The 19,019-nt window shown below is 71.4% G+C and carries 19 protein-coding genes and 2 riboswitches; of the genes, 5 read left to right on the top strand and 14 right to left on the bottom strand.

Annotation, left to right across the window (positions count from 1 at the left end; genetic code table 11):
* Positions 1–128 precede the first annotated feature (128 nt).
* Positions 129–1,439 (top strand): RNA polymerase sigma factor, encoded by a 1,311-nt coding sequence (locus BLR04_RS29835; RefSeq protein ID WP_090771517.1) that lies wholly within the window; start codon positions 129–131, stop codon positions 1,437–1,439.
* 55 nt (positions 1,440–1,494) lie between these two features.
* On the opposite strand, the gene BLR04_RS29830 is transcribed toward BLR04_RS29835, so the two are convergent.
* Positions 1,495–1,893: a hypothetical protein gene (locus BLR04_RS29830; RefSeq protein WP_090771515.1), complete on the bottom strand. Its 399-nt coding sequence runs from the start codon at positions 1,891–1,893 to the stop codon at positions 1,495–1,497.
* A gap of 115 nt (positions 1,894–2,008) precedes the next feature.
* Here BLR04_RS29830 and BLR04_RS29825 point away from each other — a divergent pair, with 115 nt between their 5' ends.
* The gene (locus tag BLR04_RS29825; RefSeq protein ID WP_176903351.1) at positions 2,009–2,569 is read left to right on the top strand and encodes a TetR/AcrR family transcriptional regulator C-terminal domain-containing protein; all 561 of its coding nucleotides are present in this window, start codon (positions 2,009–2,011) and stop codon (positions 2,567–2,569) included.
* A 201-nt stretch (positions 2,570–2,770) separates the two neighbouring features.
* Positions 2,771–2,962, top strand: a complete 192-nt coding sequence (locus BLR04_RS29820; protein WP_090771512.1) for a DUF5999 family protein — start codon at positions 2,771–2,773, stop codon at positions 2,960–2,962.
* A 21-nt stretch (positions 2,963–2,983) separates the two neighbouring features.
* On the opposite strand, the gene BLR04_RS29815 is transcribed toward BLR04_RS29820, so the two are convergent.
* Complete coding sequence (locus BLR04_RS29815) at positions 2,984–3,574, bottom strand: alpha/beta hydrolase family protein (protein WP_090771510.1); 591 nt, start codon at positions 3,572–3,574, stop codon at positions 2,984–2,986.
* 81 nt (positions 3,575–3,655) lie between these two features.
* Here BLR04_RS29815 and BLR04_RS29810 point away from each other — a divergent pair, with 81 nt between their 5' ends.
* Positions 3,656–4,000 (top strand): hypothetical protein, encoded by a 345-nt coding sequence (locus BLR04_RS29810; RefSeq protein ID WP_090771508.1) that lies wholly within the window; start codon positions 3,656–3,658, stop codon positions 3,998–4,000.
* A gap of 11 nt (positions 4,001–4,011) precedes the next feature.
* On the opposite strand, the gene BLR04_RS29805 is transcribed toward BLR04_RS29810, so the two are convergent.
* The 12 genes from BLR04_RS29805 to BLR04_RS29750 all read right to left on the bottom strand — a co-directional run bounded on the left by BLR04_RS29805 (position 4,012) and on the right by BLR04_RS29750 (position 18,079).
* Positions 4,012–4,809 carry a tetratricopeptide repeat protein gene (locus tag BLR04_RS29805; protein WP_090771506.1) on the bottom strand — a complete coding sequence of 266 codons (798 nt, stop codon included), beginning with the start codon at positions 4,807–4,809 and terminating at the stop codon, positions 4,012–4,014.
* A gap of 149 nt (positions 4,810–4,958) precedes the next feature.
* Positions 4,959–7,790 carry an aminomethyl-transferring glycine dehydrogenase gene (gcvP, locus tag BLR04_RS29800; protein WP_090771505.1) on the bottom strand — a complete coding sequence of 944 codons (2,832 nt, stop codon included), beginning with the start codon at positions 7,788–7,790 and terminating at the stop codon, positions 4,959–4,961.
* A 54-nt stretch (positions 7,791–7,844) separates the two neighbouring features.
* Positions 7,845–7,955, bottom strand: a riboswitch (glycine riboswitch).
* Positions 7,956–8,054, bottom strand: a riboswitch (glycine riboswitch).
* Between the two features lie 90 nt (positions 8,055–8,144).
* Positions 8,145–8,765: a MerR family transcriptional regulator gene (locus BLR04_RS29795; protein ID WP_090771503.1), complete on the bottom strand. Its 621-nt coding sequence runs from the start codon at positions 8,763–8,765 to the stop codon at positions 8,145–8,147.
* Positions 8,766–8,912: 147 nt separating this feature from the next.
* On the bottom strand, positions 8,913–9,383 hold the full coding sequence (locus BLR04_RS29790) for a bifunctional nuclease family protein (RefSeq protein WP_090771501.1): 471 nt from the start codon (positions 9,381–9,383) through the stop codon (positions 8,913–8,915).
* Positions 9,384–9,536: 153 nt separating this feature from the next.
* On the bottom strand, positions 9,537–10,190 hold the full coding sequence (gene ftsR, locus BLR04_RS29785) for a transcriptional regulator FtsR (RefSeq protein ID WP_176903350.1): 654 nt from the start codon (positions 10,188–10,190) through the stop codon (positions 9,537–9,539).
* A 67-nt stretch (positions 10,191–10,257) separates the two neighbouring features.
* Complete coding sequence (locus BLR04_RS29780; protein WP_090771495.1) at positions 10,258–10,770, bottom strand: double zinc ribbon and FHA domain-containing protein; 513 nt, start codon at positions 10,768–10,770, stop codon at positions 10,258–10,260.
* A 264-nt stretch (positions 10,771–11,034) separates the two neighbouring features.
* Positions 11,035–13,536: a mannose-1-phosphate guanyltransferase gene (locus BLR04_RS29775; RefSeq protein WP_090771492.1), complete on the bottom strand. Its 2,502-nt coding sequence runs from the start codon at positions 13,534–13,536 to the stop codon at positions 11,035–11,037.
* A gap of 4 nt (positions 13,537–13,540) precedes the next feature.
* The gene (gene clsA, locus BLR04_RS29770) at positions 13,541–14,122 is read right to left on the bottom strand and encodes a cardiolipin synthase ClsA (RefSeq protein ID WP_090771490.1); all 582 of its coding nucleotides are present in this window, start codon (positions 14,120–14,122) and stop codon (positions 13,541–13,543) included.
* Positions 14,123–14,279: 157 nt separating this feature from the next.
* Entirely contained in the window at positions 14,280–15,047 is a 768-nt protein-coding gene (locus BLR04_RS29765; protein WP_218129228.1) for a GNAT family N-acetyltransferase, read from the bottom strand.
* On the bottom strand, positions 15,044–15,631 hold the full coding sequence (locus BLR04_RS29760; RefSeq protein ID WP_090771488.1) for a phosphoribosylanthranilate isomerase: 588 nt from the start codon (positions 15,629–15,631) through the stop codon (positions 15,044–15,046). Before BLR04_RS29760 ends, BLR04_RS29765 begins: the two co-directional genes overlap by 4 nt.
* A 103-nt stretch (positions 15,632–15,734) precedes the next feature.
* Positions 15,735–16,424, bottom strand: coding sequence for a response regulator (locus BLR04_RS29755; protein WP_090771486.1), 690 nt, complete (start codon positions 16,422–16,424; stop codon positions 15,735–15,737).
* Positions 16,421–18,079 (bottom strand): sensor histidine kinase, encoded by a 1,659-nt coding sequence (locus tag BLR04_RS29750; RefSeq protein WP_245740684.1) that lies wholly within the window; start codon positions 18,077–18,079, stop codon positions 16,421–16,423. The genes BLR04_RS29755 and BLR04_RS29750 overlap by 4 nt, the downstream gene beginning before the upstream one ends.
* Positions 18,080–18,206: 127 nt before the next feature.
* On the opposite strand from BLR04_RS29750, the gene BLR04_RS29745 reads away from it, so the two are divergent.
* Positions 18,207–18,794, top strand: coding sequence for a class I SAM-dependent methyltransferase (locus BLR04_RS29745; protein WP_090771484.1), 588 nt, complete (start codon positions 18,207–18,209; stop codon positions 18,792–18,794).
* Positions 18,795–19,019: the final 225 nt, after the last annotated feature.

The following is a 19,019-nucleotide window of genomic DNA, read 5'->3' as shown; positions in this document are numbered from 1 at the left end:
CCCTCACTGCGTGCGCGGGAACAAATGACGGCGATTGGCGTTATTTCTACGGGTGCGCCGTGCGGACACAAAGCCGCCCCACCACAACAAGCCTGATCGCTTCTACTCCGTACGGAGGAGGTGTCCTCATGCCCAGAACCGCTTTGGCGACCCCACCCCCGACCCTCGACCAGCTCATCGAACGAGGGCGGGTTCAGGGTCACCTTTCTCTGGCGGAGCTGCGTGACGCGTTCGCTAAGGCAGGCATCAGCCCCTCTGAAGGCCGCACCATCCTGCGGGAACTCTCAGAGTCGGGCGTGAGCCTCGCCGCCGAGAAGGAAACGTCGCACAGCACCACCGTCCCCGGAAAGACCGACCGGAAGCCGGCGTCCACCAAGAAGACATCTCGGGTGAAGACTACCGGCCGCGCCGCCAACGGGGCAAAAGACGCGTCCAAGCCGGAGCACCTCGAGGACGTCCCCGAGGACGTCGACCTCACCGACGAGAACGACCTCGACAACGAGCCGCTCGACCTGGACGACACGGCGTCCGTCATGGGCGACTCCGTGCACACCTACCTCAAGTCCATCGGCCGCCGCACACTGCTCACCGCCGCGCAGGAGGTCGAGCTGGCCCGCCGGATCGAGGCCGGCCTGTACGCCGAGTACAAGCTGGAGAGCGAGCCCGACCTGCCCGAGTCCGCCAAGGAGGACCTGCGCATGGTCGTCGCGGACGGCAAGGAGGCCAAGGACCACATGCTGGAGGCCAACCTCCGTCTGGTGGTCTCGGTGGCCAAGAAGTACACCGACCGCGGCATGTCCCTGCTGGACGTCGTCCAGGAGGGCAACCTGGGGCTGATCCGCGCGGTGGAGAAGTTCGACTACACCAAGGGCTTCAAGTTCTCCACGTACGCCATGTGGTGGATCCGGCAGGCCATCCAGCGCGGCTTCGCCGACTCGGCCAGGACGATCCGGCTGCCGGTGCACGTGCTGGAGATGCTGTCGAAGCTGTCGCGGATCGAGCGTGACATGCACCAGCGCCTGGGACGCGAGCCCACGCCGGAGGAACTGGCCGTCGAGCTCGACAAGACGCCCGACCAGATCGAGGAACTGCTGCGCACGAGCCGCCAGCCGATCTCGCTCAACGCCACGATCGGAGAGGACGGCGAGACCACGATCGGCGACCTCATCGAGGACGTCGACTCGCCCGAGGCGTCGGAGATCGTCGACCGTCAGCTGCTGGGCGACCAGCTGCGTGGCGTGCTCGACAACCTGTCGCCGCGCGAGTCGAAGATCATGGCTCTGCGCTTCGGCCTGGTGGACGGCAAGCCGCACACCCTTGACGAGATCGGCAAGCACCTGGGCCTGACCAGGGAGCGGATCCGTCAGCTGGAGAAGGAGTCGCTGTCGAAGCTGCGCCACCCGAGCAACACCCGCCCGCTGCTCGACTGGGCCAGCTGATCACTATGACATGAAGGAGCCCCGGCGCGATCCGCCGGGGCTCCTTCATGTCAGGTCAGTGGGCGACGGGGACCGGACGGGGAACCCGCGGGATGCCCCACATCCGGTTGGCCTCGCGCAGCGTGCGCAGCCGGTCGACCTCGGCCGTCCACATGGCGCCGGCCGGCGTCGCCTTGGCCTTGCGGCGCGCGATCCGGTCGTCGTACGCCTTCACGCCGAACGTGGCCCGCTGGCCCGCCTCGGCGGCCCGGAGCGCCTCGGTCAGCGCCTTGTCGAGGGCGATGCCGGCCTCCCGCAGCTCGAACTCGTCGGCCCCGGCCGCGCGCAGCTGCTGCAGCGTCTCCTCGGCCTGCCTGGCCATCTCGAGCAGTTCAGGAAGGCTCTTGGAGATCTCCTGGTCCGCGTGGTAGCGGACCTCTGCCTCCCGGCTCACCCGCGGACGGAAAAACGCCATCGACCTGGCCCCTTCACGCTGTACGTCCAATCGTTCACCGGCAAGGGTACGCCGTCGTACGACACGGACGGAAATCCGCCCGGCGCGAGCGCCTTTACATAGTAAGATGATCACCATGCCCGCCAAGCGACCGCCCGTCCCGCTCTCCCGCGAGCGCATCCTCGAGGCCGCCCTGCACATCGCCGACAGCCAGGGCCTGCGCCGGCTCACCATGCGCCGCCTGGGCGACGCCCTCCAGGTGGAGGCCATGGCCATCTATCACCATCTGCCCCGGGGCAAGGAGGCGCTGATGGACGCCCTGGCCGAGCACGTGACCACCGTCCACGTCGAACCGTCGGCCACCTGGCAGGAGACCGCCAAGACGTGGTGCAGGGCCGCGCGCGAGCGACTGCGCGACCACCCGGGCGTCCTGGCCCTGGCGCTGACCAAACCGCCCAAGGGCGCCACCGCCCTGGCCGTCAAGGAGCAGACCGAGCAGCTGGCCGAGGCGGGGCTGCCCGACGCCGCCGAGGCCGTGCGCGCGCTGCGGGCGTTCGTCTTCGGCAGCGTGGCCGTCGAGGTGCAGCAGTCGGGGTGGGCCGACCCCGAGGTGGACCGGTGGGTCAAACGCGACGAAAGAGCCGACCGCGACTTCGAACGCGGACTCGACGCCCTTCTCAAGGGATTGCAAACGTGATGCGCGTGTCACGCTTGGCCCGTTATCCTGCATAAGGCACGCTGTGTCGAAGGTCACACGTTCCTGCGATCCCCCCGTAACAGTCACAACGGGCTATGTCGGAACGTGTGCCACGCGTCGCACACTTGCCGTAGAAATACACCCGAATCGGCTCCCGCCCCATGCCAACGGGAGCAATCACGAGATATCGGAGGCACGCCGATGTGCCCGCACGACCCGCCCTGTCCGGATGCCGAGGCGCCCGACCGTGAGGCCGCGCGCACCCTCGCCTGCCATCCCGAGCAAGGCTGGAGCCTGCTCTGCAATGGCGTCGTCCTGTTCGAGGACACCGGCGAGCTGCTCCCCAGTGGCACCGTCATCGCGCCGCACCGGCCCGTGGCCGGAGCGGTCTGATCCGTCCGGGCGAGATCCCGGCTACACGTAGCCGGTGATCCACCCGGCCACCGTCTCACCCACCCGGGCGGGGTCACGCTTCAGGTCGTGCCCCTCCCCCGGCAGCACCACCAGGCGCGCGGCGTCCTCCGCGGCGGGTATGCCGAACGGGTCGCGATCGCCGTTCACGACCAGCACGTCCACGCCGGCGCCGCGCAGCTCGTCCGCCCGCGAGCGCTCCGGCTTCCCCGGCGGATGCAGCGGAAAGGCCAGCGCCACCACCGCGACCGCGCCCACCGCCTTCGCCGTACGGCACGCGACCCGCGCCCCGTTGCTCCGGCCGCCCTGCACGACAGGCAGCCCAGGAAGGCGCGCGCGGAGCTCGGCGAGAACCGTCTCCCACGCCTCGTCCTGCCGGGCCGCCGAGCCCGGCGCCCGCGCCCCCGCCACCCGGAACGCCTGCGTCACCCTGGCCACCGTGGCACCCACGCCGAGCGCGGCGTCCCGTACCGCCAGCAGATCGGGAGCATCGACCCCTCCCGCCGACCCGTGGGTCAGCACCAGCAGCAGCCGCGGGTCAGCGGCCTCGTCGATCTCCACCATCGCCGGCCCCCGCGGCGTCATCACCTGCATGGCAGCACCGTACCTGGGGAGGAGGCAGAGCTAGCCCTCAGGTCGGATGACGGCGACGATCACGGGGTGGATGATGGCCTCATGTCAGACATGCGCCCCTTGCGCGACGACCTGCAGGCCACCTTCGACGCGCGACGCGACCTCGGCCCGGAGTACGAGCACGCGCTCATCGACTCCTTCGCCGACCGTCTCGACGAGACGATCACCGCACGGGTGCGCGCGGAGCTCGAGCGGGGGCAGGGCCACCAGGCCAAGCGGTCGCCGGCCTCGCAGATGACGCCGATCGTGCTCGGCTCGATGGGCCTCGCCATCCCGCTGACGGCCATCGCGACGTCGAACGCCGGGCGCCTCGGACTGATCATCGTCTGGATGGCGATCGTGGCCGTCAACGTGGCCGCGGCCGTGGCCGTCATGCGCCGCCCCTGAGCAGCCGCGAATCAGGCGTCGCGGTGGTAGCGCAGGCGAACCTCGGCCGCCAGCGTCTCGTCGCCGTGCTCCAAGCCGTACGTCCAGACCCGGTCGGCGTCGTCGGCGCGGCCCCGCAGCGGCAGCGTGCGGGCGAGCAGCTCGATGGCGAGCGCGCCGGTCCGCGGGTCGGCGCCGCCCTCGAGGCTCTCGGCGAACTCGGCACAGGCCAGCTCCAGATGCGCGATGCCGAGCTGCACCCGAAGCCCCGGCACCTCGCCGGCGGGCGCGAACTCCAGGGCGTCGAGCAGCACCTCGGCCGCCGCCCCCGGCTCGCCGTGCTCCATCATCAGCTCGGCCAGCTGCTGCGCGGCATGAGCCCCGACCGCTTCGTCACCCGCCTCCATGGCGGCGCGGAACTCGGCCACGGCCTCGTCGGGATCCTGCGCCCGGACGGCGAGCCTGCCGAGCGCGAGGTGGGCCAGCGGCAGGTAGGCGGGGGTGCCGACGCCCAGCACCGCCTGCCAGGCGGCCCTGGCCTGCTCGGCTCGCCCCTCGCGTTCGAACCCCTGGGCGAGATGGCAGGCCGCCTGGGCGGCGAACTCGGGATGCCCGGTGGCCAGCGCGGTGCGGGCGGCGGCCCGGGCGGCCTCGACGTCGCCGCGCTGCTCCAGCACCACGGCCAGCCCCACGGCCGCCTGCGGCCGGTCGGGTTCGTCGGGGTCGGCGGCGAGCTCGGCGAGGATGGCGGCGGCGCCCTCGAGATCTCCGCGTTCGGCCAGCAGGCGGGCGGCGTCGAGGGGCGGGGTCTGCAGCTCTGATGACGTCAAGAGAGCTCCTTCGGCGACGGTCGCCCCGAGCCTAACGACTTCAGCCGATCATGTCTGCTCCGTTGACACGGAAGGACTGACCGGACCGCCACATCCCTCAGACCTCCGATGCCGGCGGCTCACCGCACGCGGTGAGCCGCCGGACGGGATCAGTCCTCGTACGCCTCCAGCGGGGGGCACGAGCAGACCAGGTTGCGGTCGCCGTAGGCCTGGTCGATGCGGCGCACCGGCACCCAGTACTTCCCGTCGCGCAGCGACGGCACCGGGTAGGCCGCCTCGGCCCTGGTGTACGGGTGCGACCAGTCGTCCGCGGTGACCGCCTCGGCCGTGTGCGGCGCGTTGCGCAGCGGGTTGTCGGTCTTGTCGTAGTCGCCGGAGGCCACCTTGGCGATCTCGCCCCGGATGGCGATCATGGCGTCCACGAACCGGTCGAGCTCGCGCAGGTCCTCGCTCTCGGTCGGCTCGATCATCAGCGTGCCCGCCACCGGGAACGACATGGTCGGCGCGTGGAAGCCGTAGTCGATGAGCCGCTTGGCGACGTCGTCGACGGTGACGCCGGTCTCCTTGGTGATCTGGCGCAGGTCGATGATGCACTCGTGGGCCACGAGGCCGCCGCGGCCGGTGTAGAGCACCGGGTAGTGCGGGGCCAGCCGCCTGGCCACGTAGTTGGCCGACAGGATGGCCTGCTCGGTGGCCGACTTGAGGCCCTCGGCGCCCATCATGCGGACGTACGCCCACGAGATCGGCAGGATGCCCGCCGACCCGTACGGGGCCGCCGACACCGGGCCGACGGCGCTGCCGTCGCGCAGCGGGTGACCCGGCAGGAACTCGGCCAGGTGGGCGCGCACCGCGACCGGCCCGACGCCGGGGCCGCCACCGCCGTGCGGGATGCAGAAGGTCTTGTGCAGGTTGAGGTGGGACACGTCGGCGCCGAACGCGCCCGGCTTGGCCAGGCCGACCAGGGCGTTGAGGTTGGCGCCGTCGACGTACACCTGACCGCCGGCCGCGTGCACCTTCTCGCAGATCTCGGTGATGGTCTCCTCGTACACGCCGTGCGTCGACGGGTACGTCACCATGATCGCCGCGAGCGCGTCACGGTGCTTGTCGATCTTGGCGTCGAGGTCGGCCAGGTCGACGTTGCCCTGGTCGTCGCAGGCCACCACGACGACCCGCATGCCCGCCATGACGGCGCTGGCGGCGTTCGTGCCGTGCGCCGAGGACGGGATGAGGCAGACGTCGCGCTCGCCATGGCCGCTCGCGCGGTGGTAGGCGCGGATGGCCAGCAGGCCCGCGAACTCGCCCTGCGAGCCGGCGTTCGGCTGGATGGACACGGCGTCGTAGCCGGTCACCTCGGCCAGCCAGCTCTCCAGCGAGCCGATCAGCTCCCGGTACCCCTCGGACTGCTCCTCCGGCGCGTACGGGTGGATCGCGGCGAACTCGGGCCAGGTGATGGGCTCCATCTCGGTGGTCGCGTTCAGCTTCATCGTGCAGGAGCCGAGCGGGATCATGGAGCGGTCGAGCGCGATGTCCTTGTCCTGCAGCTTGCGCAGGTAGCGCAGCATCGCGGTCTCGGAGCGGTGCTGGTGGAACACCGGGTGGGTGAGGTACCCGCTCTCGCGCGCCAGCGACTGCGGCAGCGCGTCGGCGGCGCCCTCGACGTCCACCTCGCCGGCGGGCACGCCGAACGCGGCCCACACCTTGGCGACCTCGGCGGCGCCGGTCTTCTCGTCGCAGGAGATCGCAACGTGGTCGGCGTCGGCCTGCCAGAGGTTCACGCCCTGCTCGGCGGCGGCGGCCACGATCTCAGCGGCCCGGCCGGGCACGCGGGCGAGGACGGTGTCGAAGAACTCGCCGTGCTCGACCTCGACGCCGGCCCCGCGCAGCCCGTCGGCCAGGACGACGGCGTGCCGGTGCACCCGGTGGGCGATGCGGCGCAGGCCCTCGGGGCCGTGGTAGACGGCGTACATGCCGGCGATGACGGCCAGCAGGACCTGCGCGGTGCAGATGTTGCTGGTGGCCTTCTCACGGCGGATGTGCTGCTCACGGGTCTGCAGGGCCAGGCGGTAGGCCGGGCCGCCGTCGGCGTCGACCGACACGCCGACCAGGCGGCCGGGCAGCTGCCGCTGCAGCCCCTCCTGCACGGACATGTAGGCCGCGTGCGGCCCGCCGAACCCGAACGGCACGCCGAACCGCTGCGAGGAGCCGATCGCGATGTCGGCGCCCAGCTCACCGGGGGCGGCCACGAGCGTCAGGGCCAGCAGGTCGGCGGCGGCCACGACGAGCGCGCCTGCCTCGTGGGCGGCGGCGGCCACGGCGCGGAAGTCGCGCACCCACCCGGACGCGCCCGGGTACTGGACGAGCACGCCGAAGCACTCGGGCAGGTCACCCTCGAGGTCGTGCTCGACCAGCGTGATGCCGAGCGGCTCGGCGCGGGTGGCGAGCACGGCCTTGGTCTGGGGCAGCGCGTCGGCGTCGACCACGAACACCGAGCTCTTGGACTTGCCCGCGCGGCGGGCCAGCGTCATCGCCTCGGCGGCGGCCGTGCCCTCGTCGAGCAGGGACGCCCCGGCGACAGGCAGGCCGGTGAGGTCGGAGACGACGGTCTGGAAGTTCAGCAGCGCCTCCAGACGCCCCTGCGAGATCTCCGGCTGGTACGGCGTGTACGCGGTGTACCAGCCCGGGTTCTCCAGCAGGTTGCGGCGGATGACGGCGGGCGTGACGGTGTCGTAGTAGCCGAGCCCGATCATGGAGGTCATCACGCGGTTGCGTCCGGCCAGGGCGCGCAGCTCGCCGATGGCCTCGGCCTCGCCGACCGGAGCGGGAAGCTGGAGGCTGTCCTTGGCCCTGATGGCCTCGGGTACGGCCACCGCCACGAGGTCCGCCACGGACTCGAAGCCCACGGCCTCGAGCATGCGCTGCTGCTCGGACTCCGAAGGCCCGATGTGCCTGGTGGAGAAGGGCGGTGCGGACAGGTCGGTCATCGAGGTGCCTCCCGAGGCTATGGAGACCGGCGCCAGGGCGCGGGCGAGTGCCGGATCTCCCCCTCTGTCAGTGCGGCGGTGCGCCGCGACCTGAGAGCTTCACCCCGTGGGGCTTGCACCGTCGGTGAGGTGCGTCTGGCAGACGCACCTGCTTTCCAGAGTTGCCTCGCCCGAGCGGTACTGGATGCCTGAGAGATTCCGGGGAGGGTTGCTCCTTCGGCGCCCCGGCACTCATCAGCCCGGGGACTCTCCCGCACGGGGTCGTCAGCCTTACCTGCCCTAGGTTACTACGGTAAGGCGACATAACGACGATTGGCGCTGATGACCGGCCTGTCACCGAATGCCGGGATCTGTTCAGCCGATGCGGCGGGCCCGGCGCCTGCGGGCGAGTTCGTCAGCGGGGTGGTCGGCCGGGACGGTGTCCTCGACCGCCGCGCGTTCCCCCGGCAGCTCCGCGAGCGACCCCTCGACCTCTCGCCAGACCCTGCCGAGCGCGATGCCGAACACGCCCTGGCCGCCCTGGAGCAGATCGATCACCTCGTCGGCGGAGGTGCACTCGTAGACGCTGACCCCGTCGCTCATGAGCGTGATCTGCGCGAGGTCGGCGACCCCGCGGTCACGCAGATGCTGCACGGCCGTACGGATCTGCTGGAGGGAGACCCCGGTGTCGAGGAGCCGCTTGACGACCTTGAGCACCAGGATGTCGCGGAAGCTGTAGAGGCGCTGCGAACCGGAGCCCTGGGCGGCCCTGATCGTGGGCTCCACCAGACCGGTGCGCGCCCAGTAGTCGAGCTGCCTGTAGGTGATGCCGGCCGCCGCGCAGGCCGTCGGCCCGCGGTAGCCGATGTCGGCCGGCAGCTGCGCCGGCTGCTCGTCGAAGAGCAGACCCTGCTCTCCCGCACGCTGCCGCGCACTCTCACGCCGCACCGGATCTTCCTGGCCGGCCGTTTTTCCCTCGCCGCTGCTGACCGCCACGCGGACCTCCGGCTTTCTCTCATCCCATGGCCTGATCTGGGGGTTCGTGAAGTGCGGCCATGGGTTTCACTTGCACCGTAGGACCGTGACCATGCGCAGTCAACGATCCGGCTCGGCGCGTCGTGAAGCGTAAATGCACTGAAATACCTACCCCGCCCGGCCGAAGTCCTCGGGAGTGATTGTGTCAAGGAACTCCCTGAACTTCTCCACCTCGTCCTCCTGGTCGTCGGGGATGATCACACCCGCTTCCTGGACGACTTCCTCGCTGGCGAAGATGCGCGCCCCCGTGCGCAGGGCGAGCGCGATCGAGTCGGACGGGCGGGCGCTGACCTCCACCCCGTTGGAGAAGACGAGGTCCGCGAAGAAGATGCCGTCGCGCAGGGCGACGATGTTGACCGCCCGCAGGCCGACACCGAGGGCGCTCAGCACGTCGCGGAACAGGTCATGGGTGAGAGGCCGCGGTGGCGGCTCCTCCGCCTGGGCGAGGGCGATGGCCGTGGCTTCGGTCATGCCGATCCAGATGGGCAGGAACCGTTCCCCGTGTGCCTCCTTGAGCAGGACGATCGGCTGATTGGTGGGCATTTCAACGCGTACGCCCACGACCTCCATCTGCAACACGGGCTGCTCCGTAATTGTGACCGGTCACCCGGCACAGCTCTTCGAACATCGCTTCTGCTGATTGGCTCTTCGTTTCAACGTAACACCCGCGGGGCCCGGAATGCGCCCTCGCCCCAGAGGTCAAGCAGGGCCCATGTGACGTTCGTCCGCTGCTCAACGCCCGAAGACCGAGCGGATGCCCGTACGTACGAGAGAGGCGTGCAGGTCGAGCAGAAGGGTGGAGACCTCCCTGGCGGCCTCGTCGGCCTCGGCGATCGCGCCGGGGGCGCGGCGCTTGAGCATGGGGGCGACCGTCTGCTCGACGAGGCCGCACTCACGCTCGGCGGCGGCCTTGACCCCGCGCAGGTGGCGGGCCCGCAGGCCGAAGCGGGACAGGGAGCCGACGACGCGGGCGACCTTGAGCGCCTCCTCGTCGTAGCGCCGGGCCACCGGGGCCAGCAGGCCGTAGTCCTCCAGCTCGGCGAGGGTCTCCTCGTCGATGTCGGCGGCCTCCAGCAGTTCGGCCCGGCTGAGCCGGACCTCCTGCTTGTCCTGCACGACGCGCGGCCGGCCGAAGCTCTCGGCCATCTTGTCCTTGATCACCCGCAGCGGCAGGTAGTTGTCGCGCTGCTCGGTGAGGATGAAGCGGAGCTGCTCGACGTGCAGGTGGGTGAACTTCCGGAAGCCGGACGGGCTGCGCTCCGGCTCGATCAGGCCCTCACCCTCCAGGAACCTGATCTTGGAGACGGTGACGTCGGGGAACTCGCCCTGCAGGAGGGCGAGCACCTCACCGATGCTCATGTGCGAGCGTGCGGCCTGCGAGCTCATGAGGCCTCCAGCGCCGGTGCCCCGGCCCCGTCCGGGCGCGTGTCCATGGATCGCGCGCTTGGCTCACTCATACGCCGGAGTGGCCCCGCATCAGGAAGAGAAGCCGGAACTTGCCGATCTGCACCTCGTCTCCGGAGTGCAGCGGTACCTCCTCGATCCGCTCCCGGTTGACGTAGGTGCCGTTGAGGCTGCCGACGTCGCGCACGGAGAACTGGCCGCCGCGGTGACGGTAGAACTCGACGTGCCGGCGGGAGACCGTGATGTCGTCGAGGAAGATGTCGCTCTCGGGGTGGCGCCCGGTCGTGGTCAGGTCTTTGTCGAGCCTGAAACGACTGCCCTGGTTGGGCCCCCGGGTGACCGTGAGCAGGGCCGCGCCCGGCGGCAGCTGCTCGACGAGCGCCCGCTCGGCCAGGAGCATGTCGCCTGTCTCAGCCTCGTACGCCTCGATTCCCGCGACGGAGATCGTCGACGTGGTGTCCCCGGAGACCTCGGGTCTGGTCAGCGGTGACCCACAACGGGAACAGAAACGGGCATCCTCGGGGTTGGCGTGCCCGCACTGCGTGCAGTAGACGCTCGGCATCGATCGGCTCGGCCTCCTACCGCGAAGACGCGGCGACGGTGCTTTCGGGCGCGCCTGCCTTCGCTTTTCCACTTTTGCGAATGCCGCAACTTACGCTGATCAGCGGCAAAGGTCAAGCCGGGGCGCTGGACTCGGGTTGGACGCAGACCAAGTTACCGTCGCCCCGCCCCGCGGTCCATGCCGCCGCGCACTTCAACATTACGATCTTGCGGCGCTTTCCGCGCGCGGCGTCGGCACAGATTTTCCCTTCTCCTCCGGCGGGCCTCACGTGGCGGCCCGCTCGACGATACGGGCCCAGCGTTCGAGCAGCGCCTGGGCCGCGTCGACGTCCCACGCCTCGGCCCACAGGTCGGTGACAGGCTCCGCCGCGGCGGGCAGCACGAGCACCCAGCTGCCGTCGTCGTACGCCATCCGGACACCGTCGGTGGTGTCGACGCGCCCGCCGCCCTCGGCCTCGGCGGCCTCCATGACCGAGCGCATGACGGCGCCCTTGGTCGCCCACGGGGTCGGCACGGCGTGCTTGAGCAGCTTCACCTCGGGGATGCGCGCGTCGATCTGACTGAGCGACAGGCGGGTGCGGGCGACCAGCCCGAGCAGCCGCATGAACACGGCCAGCCCGTCGATGGCGGGGCTGAACTCCGGGACCACGAACCCGCCGCGCCCGTCGGCCGCGAAGATCATGTCGTGGCCGGCCGCGGCCGAGGTGAGCGCGTCGAGCGCGGTGGTCGTCCACTGCACCTGCACGCCGTGGAACCGGCAGACCTGCTCGGCGACGCGGGTCGTGGTGACCGGCAGGGCGACCCGTCCGCCGCGGCGCTCGGCGGCGACGAGGTCGAGGACGACGAGCAGCGCGCGCTCCTCGCTGATGAGCCGGCCCCGCTCGTCGACGAGGGCGATGCGCTCGCCGACCGGGTCGAACCGCACCCCGAACGCCGCCCGCGAGGAGGCGACCAGCTCCGACAGGCGTTGCAGGTCGCGACGCCGGCCGGCCAGCGTCTCGGTGGGCGAGACGTCGTCGAGGCGGGCGTTGACGATGAGCGCCTCCACGCCGACCCGTCCGAGCAGCGCGGGCAGGACCAGCGAGGACGTGCCGCCGGCGCAGTCGACGACCACCTTCATGTCGCGCACGCCGTGCACGCCGACGTGGGCGAGCAGCTCACGGGTGTAGCCCTCGACGGCCCTAGACGGGTACGTCAGCTCGGCGATCTCGCCGGGGAAGGCGCGGCGGTACTCCTGGCGGGAGAAGACCCGCTCCAGCTTGCGCTGGGCGGCCGGGGCCAGGTCGGCGCCGCGGCCGTCCATGATGACGATGTCCACGCTCTGCGGGTCGCCCGGGGTGGTGCGCAGCGCGATGCCGCCCGCGGCCGACTCTCTGGCGGTGTGGAAGCGGGTGACGGGCATCGGGGCGGCCTCGAGGTCGAGGACGTTGATCGCGCTCGCGGTCAGCGCCGCGTTGACGGCCCGCTTGAGCGCCCTGGCCGCGAGCGAGCAGTCGCGCGAGGTGACGACGAGGGAGCCCTTGCGCAGGGTGGTGGCGTACGCGCTGGCGAGGCGGACGCACAGCTCGGCGGTGATCTCGACGTTGACGAGGCCGCTGACGCCGCGCGGACCGAACAGGCTGCGCCGGCCGTGCGACTCCCAGATGACGCTGGTGTTCACCACCGCGCCGGCCTCGATGGTCTTGAACGGGTAGACCTTGACCCCGCTGGAGACGTACGCCTCGGACTCGATGACGCACTCGTCGCCGATGACGGCGTTCTCCTCGATACGGGCGCCGGCCATCACGTCGGTGCTCTTGCCGATCACGCAGCCGCGCAGGTGGACGCCGGGGCCGAGGTAGACGTTGTCGTGGACGACCGCGCGGTGCAGGAAAGCCCCCTCGCGCACGACCCCGTTGTTGCCGATCACGGTGTACTCGCGCAGCTCGGCCCCCGCCTCGACCTTGGCGTAGTCGCCGATGAGCACGGGGCCCTTGAGCACGGCGTCGGGATCGACGGAGGCCGAGTCGGCCACCCAGACGCCCGGGGAGATCTCGAAGCCGCCGATGTCCACCCGGACCTTGCCCGACAGGGCGTCGGCCTGGGCCTTGAGGTAGCTCTCGTGGGTGCCGACGTCCTCCCAGTAGCCGTCGGCCACGTAGCCGTAGATGGGGGCGCCGCGGGCGAGGAGGGTGGGGAAGACGTCGGCGGACCAGTCGACCGGCTCACCGTCGGCGACGGCGTCGAGGATCTCGGGCTCCATGACGTAGATGCCGGTGTTGACGGTGTCGGAGAAGACCTGGCCCCAGGTGGGCTTCTCCAGGAAGCGCTGCACGCGGCCGCCGTCGTCGACGATGATGATCCCGAATTCGAGCGGATTGGGAACGCGTTTCAGGCCGATCGTGACAAGGGCTCCATTTTCGCGGTGAAAGCGGAGCATGCTCGATAAATCAATATCTGTGAGGGCGTCGCCGGAGATGACGATGAATCGGTCGTCGCGGAGGCGGGCGGCCGCGTTCTTGACGCTTCCCGCGGTGCCGAGGGGGACGTCCTCGGTGGCGTACTCGAGGTTCATGCCGAGTTCGTCGCCGTCGCCGAAGTAGTTGCGCACAAGGGCGGCGAGGAACTGGAGCGTCACCACCGTGTCGGTCACGCCGTGCCGTTTGAGCAGGCGTAACACGTGTTCCATGATCGGGCGGTTGGCGACGGGGAGCAGGGGTTTGGGCTGGTTGGCAGTCATCGGACGCAGCCGAGTGCCCTCTCCGCCCGCCATGACGACCGCCTTCACCCGATCACCCCTTCTTGGCCGCGGTTACGAGTTGTCGCACCTGTACCACATACAGCACCCCCGCCCACCAGTACAGGCCCGTTCCCCAGAGCGCGAACGCCCACCCAACAACTCGGGCTATATCGGCATACCACCCGGGGTGGGTCGCGAGGAAGAGGAGCGGGAAGGCGTACATGAGGTTGAACATGGCTGCCTTGCCCAGAAAATGCACTTGAAGCGCTTTATATCCGTATTTACGGAGGGCGGGGATGGACGCCCCGACGAAGAGTTCGCGGGCGAGGATGAGGACGACCAGCCACCACGGGATGACCTCGCGCAGCAGCAGGGCGAGGAGCGTGCAGAAGACGTAGAGCTTGTCGGCGGCGGGATCGATCAGCCGGCCGAGGCGGCTGGTCTGGTTGAACGCGCGGGCGATCTTTCCGTCGAGCCAGTCGGTGAAACCGGCGACCGCGAGGACCCCGATGGCCCAGCCGTCCTCCTTGGGCCCGAGCACCAGCCACAGGAACACGGGCACGCCCAGCAGGCGCAGGAAGCTCAGGAGGTTGGGAACCGTCCAGATACGGTCCTCGGCGGAAGTCTCACTCACGCAGCAGACCCTACTGCGTGGGGCCCGGCCGCAGCGGCCCAGGATGGGGCATTACATGCTTTTCCGCCATGTATGACGTTATTGGCGACTCGGGTAGGGCGCAGCGTGCCGCCGCCGGCGGCACAGGAGCGGTGAAGGACGGGCCGTTGCCGGCGGCTCAGGCGCGGAGGAAGTCGTGTGCGCGGCCGGCCTCGGTGAAGCCGAGACGGGTGTAGAAGTGACGGGGCCAGTCGGCGGCGTCGGCCACCAGGAAGATCAGGTCGGCGTCCACGGCCTCGGCGAGCACGGCCGTCAGCAGGGCGCGCGCGTAGCCCTTGCCCCGGTGCTCCTCCGCGGTGAAGACGCTCTCGATCTGGGCGACACCCTCGTGCACGTAGAGGTCGGCATGGGCGGCGATCTCGCCCTCAGGGGTGCGGACGGCGTAGAAGCCCACCCTTTCTGCTCCCCGCGGCCGCGCCTCTGCCCGCCGGGCCAACCCGTCGACCACGTCGTCGGTGGCCTCGGGCAGCGTACGGCGCCACTCGCCACGCAGCACCGGCACCAGCTCGCCGAGGTCGACCCGTTCGGCCGGGGGCGGGTCGTGCGGCGGGTCGCCGTGGAAGGTCATGACGAGGTTCGTCTCGTGCGTGTAGCCGGCGGCGGTGAAGGCGGGTTCGAGGGCCGCACCGAGACGGTCGTCGTCGGTGCACACCAGCCGGTGTTGCCTGGCGGCCAGCACCTCGTCGGCGGCCGCCAGGATCGCCCCCGGGTCGGCCGCCTCGGTGACGATCAGCTTGTTGTCGTCGTAGGAGCCGGTGTAGCGGTCGTCGAGCACCGCGAAGCCGCCGGGCACGGGCAGCACGCGCGGGGACTTGCGGCGGGCGAAGTCGTGCAGGAACCGTACGGCGCGGGTCAGCGCGGCCGAATCGGGCGGGGCCGTCGTCACCCGCGTACCGCCTTCAGGAACGCCTGGATCAGCGTGGAGTCCTTCACGCCAGGAGCGGTCTCGACGCCGCTGGAGACGTCGACCCCCCACGGGTCGGCGGCGGCGACGGCCTCCCGCACGTTGGCCGGGTCGAGGCCGCCCGCCAGCATCCACCGCCCCGAGGCGCGGCCGCGCACGGCCGCCCAGTCCCACGGCAGGCCGGAACCCGCCTGGGGGGCGTCGACGATCAGCAGGTCCTCGTCGAAGGCGCCGCACCGCAGGTCGGCCTGGGCGTCCACGGCCCTGACGAGGCGGACGCCGAGGTCCTTCAGCGCGGTGAAGTCGCCGTGGGGGTGGCGGCCGTGCAACTGGACGGCGCGTACCCCGGAGGCGAGCGCCGCCTGCCGTACGGTCGCCGGGTCCTCGCCGCGGAACACGCCGACCGTGAGCACGTGCTCGGGCACCAGCGCGCCCAGCTCGGCGGCGCGCTCGGGCGTGATCTGGCGCGAGCTCCTCGTCAGAACGAAGCCGATGGCATCGGCTCCCGCCTCAACGGCGGCGACCACGTGCTCCGGCTCGCTCAGACCACAGATCTTCACATACACACGTCCGACCTTAGCGGCGCCGGAACCCCACCGATCCCGTGGCGAACGTAGCTGCGGACGGAGACGGCGGCCGGCCGGCGGGCCGGTGGAGGTGGGCCGGTGGTCAGGGGTTCGACGGGTTGCGGCGGGGGTGGACGGGGCGGAAGGAGGCGTCGACCAGGCCGGAGCGGTGGGCGACGACGGCGGCCTGGATGCGGTTGCGCAGGCCCAGTTTCTCCATCGCGGCGGCGATGTGGGTCTTGACGGTCGTGACGCCGACGTGCAGTTCCTCGGCGATCTCCGCGTTGGACAGGCCGGTGCCGACCAGGGCGAGCACCTCCAGCTCGCGCTCCGTCAGCCCCGGCGGAACCGGCGAGGCGGCCGCCTGCTCCTCGGCGGCCAGGAAGCGCTCCACCACCCGGCGCAGCACCGACGGCGCGAGCAGCTGCTCGCCGGACGCGGCCCGGCGGACGGCGTCCACCATACGCGCGGGGTCGTCGTCCTTGACCAGGAAGCCGACCGCCCCGGCGCGCAGGGCGGCGTAGACATTGCCGTCCTCGGCGAACGTGGTCAGCACCACGACCCGCGCGCCCGGCCGGGCGGCGAGCACCCGGCGGATGGCCTCCAGGCCGTCGACCCGCGGCATGCGCAGGTCCATGAGGATCACGTCGGGCAGGTGACGCTCGGCCAGGCGGACGGCCTCCGCGCCGTCCGCCGCCTCGGCGACCACCTCCATGTCGCCCGCGGCCTGCAGCAGCATGCGCACCCCCGCGCGGACGAGCGCCTGGTCGTCCGCCACCAGCACGCGGATCACGCCCTGCTCCTCAGCGCGTTCCCCAGGCCGCAGGCCGGCGTGCTCACGTCGTCCTGCGTCATGCCCGACGCCGGGCGGGCGGGCAGGTGCGCGAGCAGCACCCAGCCGCCGTCGCCGTCTGAGCCGGCGCTGAGGGTGCCGCCGAGGGCACGCACGCGTTCACGCATGCCGGCCAGGCCGCGCCCCGAGGAGGGCAGCCGCTCGACGGTGGTGGGAGGGCGGCCGTTGCGGATCTCGACCTCCATCCCCTCCGGCGAGGCCGCCAAGCAGACCCGGACCCTGGTGCCGGGGCCGGCGTGTTTGAGCACGTTGGTGAGTCCTTCCTGGACGATGCGGGCCGCGGAGGCGCGGGCGATGAGTGGGGCGTGGTCGGTGGCCGGGTCGAGGTCGAGGTCGACGGCGAGGCCCGCCGAGGACATGCGTTCGGCGGCCTCGCGGACCACGTCGGAGGGGTCGGTCAGCAGGTCGGGCTGGCGGTCGGGGTCGCGCAGCAGGTCGAGCAGGTCGCGCAGGTCCTGCAGCACCTGGTGGCCGGCCTCGCGGATGTCGTCGAGCGCGTCGGCGACCGGGCCGTCGGGCGCGGTGTAGCGGGCCGCGCCGGCGCGCAGGACCATCGCGCCGACGTGGTGGGCGACGATGTCGTGCACGTCACGGGCGATGCGTTCGCGCTCGGCGAGCTGGTCGGCGCGTACCTGCGCCACGGCGGCGCGGGCGGCCTCCTCGCCGCGCAGCCGCTCGGCCGCCACGGCGGCCCGGCGCATCCCGAGGTAGCGGCCGATCGCGATGGGCGTCGCGACCACCGACATCAGCACCCCGGCCCGGAAGGCGGTGATCTCGGTGTCGTCGCCGACCATGGCGATCGCGCCGAGCAGACAGCCGGTGAGGTACGCCGCGATGGTCCACGCCCACGAGTGCACCCGCATGGCGAACACCCCGATGGCGATGAGCGTGAGGATGAGGCAGGTGGTGACGGCGTCCTTGAGATAGGCGTCGGCGGTGACCAGCAGCACGCCCTGCAGCACGAGGACCAGGCCGGGCAGCCGCCGGGCGACGCCCAGCGACAGGCCGCCGACGACGGCGAGCAGCCCGGCGACCCACACGGGCTGGCCGCCGGAGTGCCAGGAGGTCCAGGTGGTGAGGACGGTGATGGTCACGCCGCCCGCGGCGAGCAGCGCGTCGGGGGTGACGTCGCGCTCGCGCAGCCGCTCGGCGGTACTGCGCAGGTAGGAGCCGAGCACGGCGGGGGCGACCGGCAGCAGCACGGCGTACACGACCATGTTGGCGGTGGGCGGGGAGTCGGAGCCGGCGAGGTTGAGCGCGGTCGCGGCGATGGCGGGGGCCACGGCCATGCTGGTGGCCCGCGGCCGCGCACGGTATCCGGCCACGCCCAGCGCCACGCAGAGGAGGATCTGCGCGGTGTTGGAGGTGAACGAGCCGAGCTGGTCGGTGACGGCGAGGAAGGCGGCCAGGTAGAGGGTGACGAGCAGCGGCCGGTGGCGTACGAGGCCCATGGGCAGGCCGACCAGCAGCGCCATCGGGATGTTGGACGCGGCGGGCAGGGAAGGGGTGTCGCCGGCGTTCGCCGTGGTCAGCAGATCCAGGCTCACTCCGGACGCCGCCAGCAGGACGTCCAGTGGCACACCACGCCAACGCATGCACACACGGTATCGGCCGTCCGTGACCGGCCGATCCTCCCCGCGAGGGAATTCGCCTCCTCCAAGTGGCCGGACCTGTGTCCGGACGGTGGAGCGATCAGCGCCGAACATCCCCTACCTTCGGGTCATGGCGAACGACACGGCGCTCTTCCTCGGACAGTTCCTGCGCTCCCCCGGCACGATCGGCGCGGTGGCCCCGAGTTCCCGGCGCCTCGCGGCGGCCGTGTGCGCCCCCATCCCCGAACGCGGCGAGCCGGTCGTCGTCGAGCTCGGGCCGGGCACGGGCGCGTTCACCGCCGAGATCCAGCGGCGGCTGGGCGGGCGCGGCCACCACCTGGCCGTGGAGCTCAACGAGACGCTGGCGGGGCTGCTGGCCGAGCGGTTCCCCGGCGTGGACGTCGCGCACGCCGACGCCGCCCGCCTCACCGACCTGCTGGGTGAGCGGGGCCTGCGTTCGGCCGACGTGGTGGTGAGCGGGCTGCCGTGGGCCGCGTTCCCCAACGGGCTGCAGCATGATCTGCTGGCCGCGGTGACGGCGGCCATGAGCCCGGGGGCGGCGTTCACGACGTTCTCCTACGCGCACGCCATCGCGCTCAGCTCGGCGCGGCGCTTCCGCGCGCTGCTGGCCGAGCGGTTCGAGGAGGTCGTCCAGGGGCGTACGGTCTGGCGCAACACTCCCCCGGCCTTCGTCTTCAACGCACGACGTCCCCGCTGATCCCCGGGCTCAGGGAGCCCGGCCTCCCGATCGGCGCCTGGATCGGGTGGCCGGACCCAACGCCGGGAAGCTCCCTGCTCGACTCCCTGGCGGCTCAGATGCCCGGTTCGCCCGAGTTGTCACAGGAGGCCCCCCGGCCCCGTGGTCCCCGAGCGTACGGGTGGGCCGGCTCCTCCTCTGCTGTCTCAGCGGTCCACCCCGCATGAGGCCCGCCTACCCGAAGGC

Origin of the sequence: Nonomuraea maritima, from assembly GCF_900100395.1 — a bacterium.
Lineage (GTDB): Bacteria > Actinomycetota > Actinomycetes > Streptosporangiales > Streptosporangiaceae > Nonomuraea > Nonomuraea maritima.
The sequence above is the reverse complement of the archived record's forward strand: the minus strand, read 5'-3'. Positions and strand labels throughout refer to the sequence as shown.

Bases quoted from the DNA above. Each gene is read 5' to 3' on its own strand.
- BLR04_RS29835 (WP_090771517.1), top strand. From the start codon at position 129: ATGCCCAGAACCGCTTTGGCGACCCCACCCCCGACCCTCGACCAGCTC.
- BLR04_RS29830 (WP_090771515.1), bottom strand. From the start codon at position 1,893: ATGGCGTTTTTCCGTCCGCGGGTGAGCCGGGAGGCAGAGGTCCGCTAC.
- BLR04_RS29825 (WP_176903351.1), top strand. From the start codon at position 2,009: ATGCCCGCCAAGCGACCGCCCGTCCCGCTCTCCCGCGAGCGCATCCTC.
- BLR04_RS29820 (WP_090771512.1), top strand. From the start codon at position 2,771: ATGTGCCCGCACGACCCGCCCTGTCCGGATGCCGAGGCGCCCGACCGT.
- BLR04_RS29815 (WP_090771510.1), bottom strand. From the start codon at position 3,574: ATGCAGGTGATGACGCCGCGGGGGCCGGCGATGGTGGAGATCGACGAG.
- BLR04_RS29810 (WP_090771508.1), top strand. From the start codon at position 3,656: ATGTCAGACATGCGCCCCTTGCGCGACGACCTGCAGGCCACCTTCGAC.
- gcvP (WP_090771505.1), bottom strand. From the start codon at position 7,790: ATGACCGACCTGTCCGCACCGCCCTTCTCCACCAGGCACATCGGGCCT.
- ftsR (WP_176903350.1), bottom strand. From the start codon at position 10,190: ATGAGCTCGCAGGCCGCACGCTCGCACATGAGCATCGGTGAGGTGCTC.
- BLR04_RS29780 (WP_090771495.1), bottom strand. From the start codon at position 10,770: ATGCCGAGCGTCTACTGCACGCAGTGCGGGCACGCCAACCCCGAGGAT.
- BLR04_RS29750 (WP_245740684.1), bottom strand. From the start codon at position 18,079: ATGCGTTGGCGTGGTGTGCCACTGGACGTCCTGCTGGCGGCGTCCGGA.
- BLR04_RS29745 (WP_090771484.1), top strand. From the start codon at position 18,207: ATGGCGAACGACACGGCGCTCTTCCTCGGACAGTTCCTGCGCTCCCCC.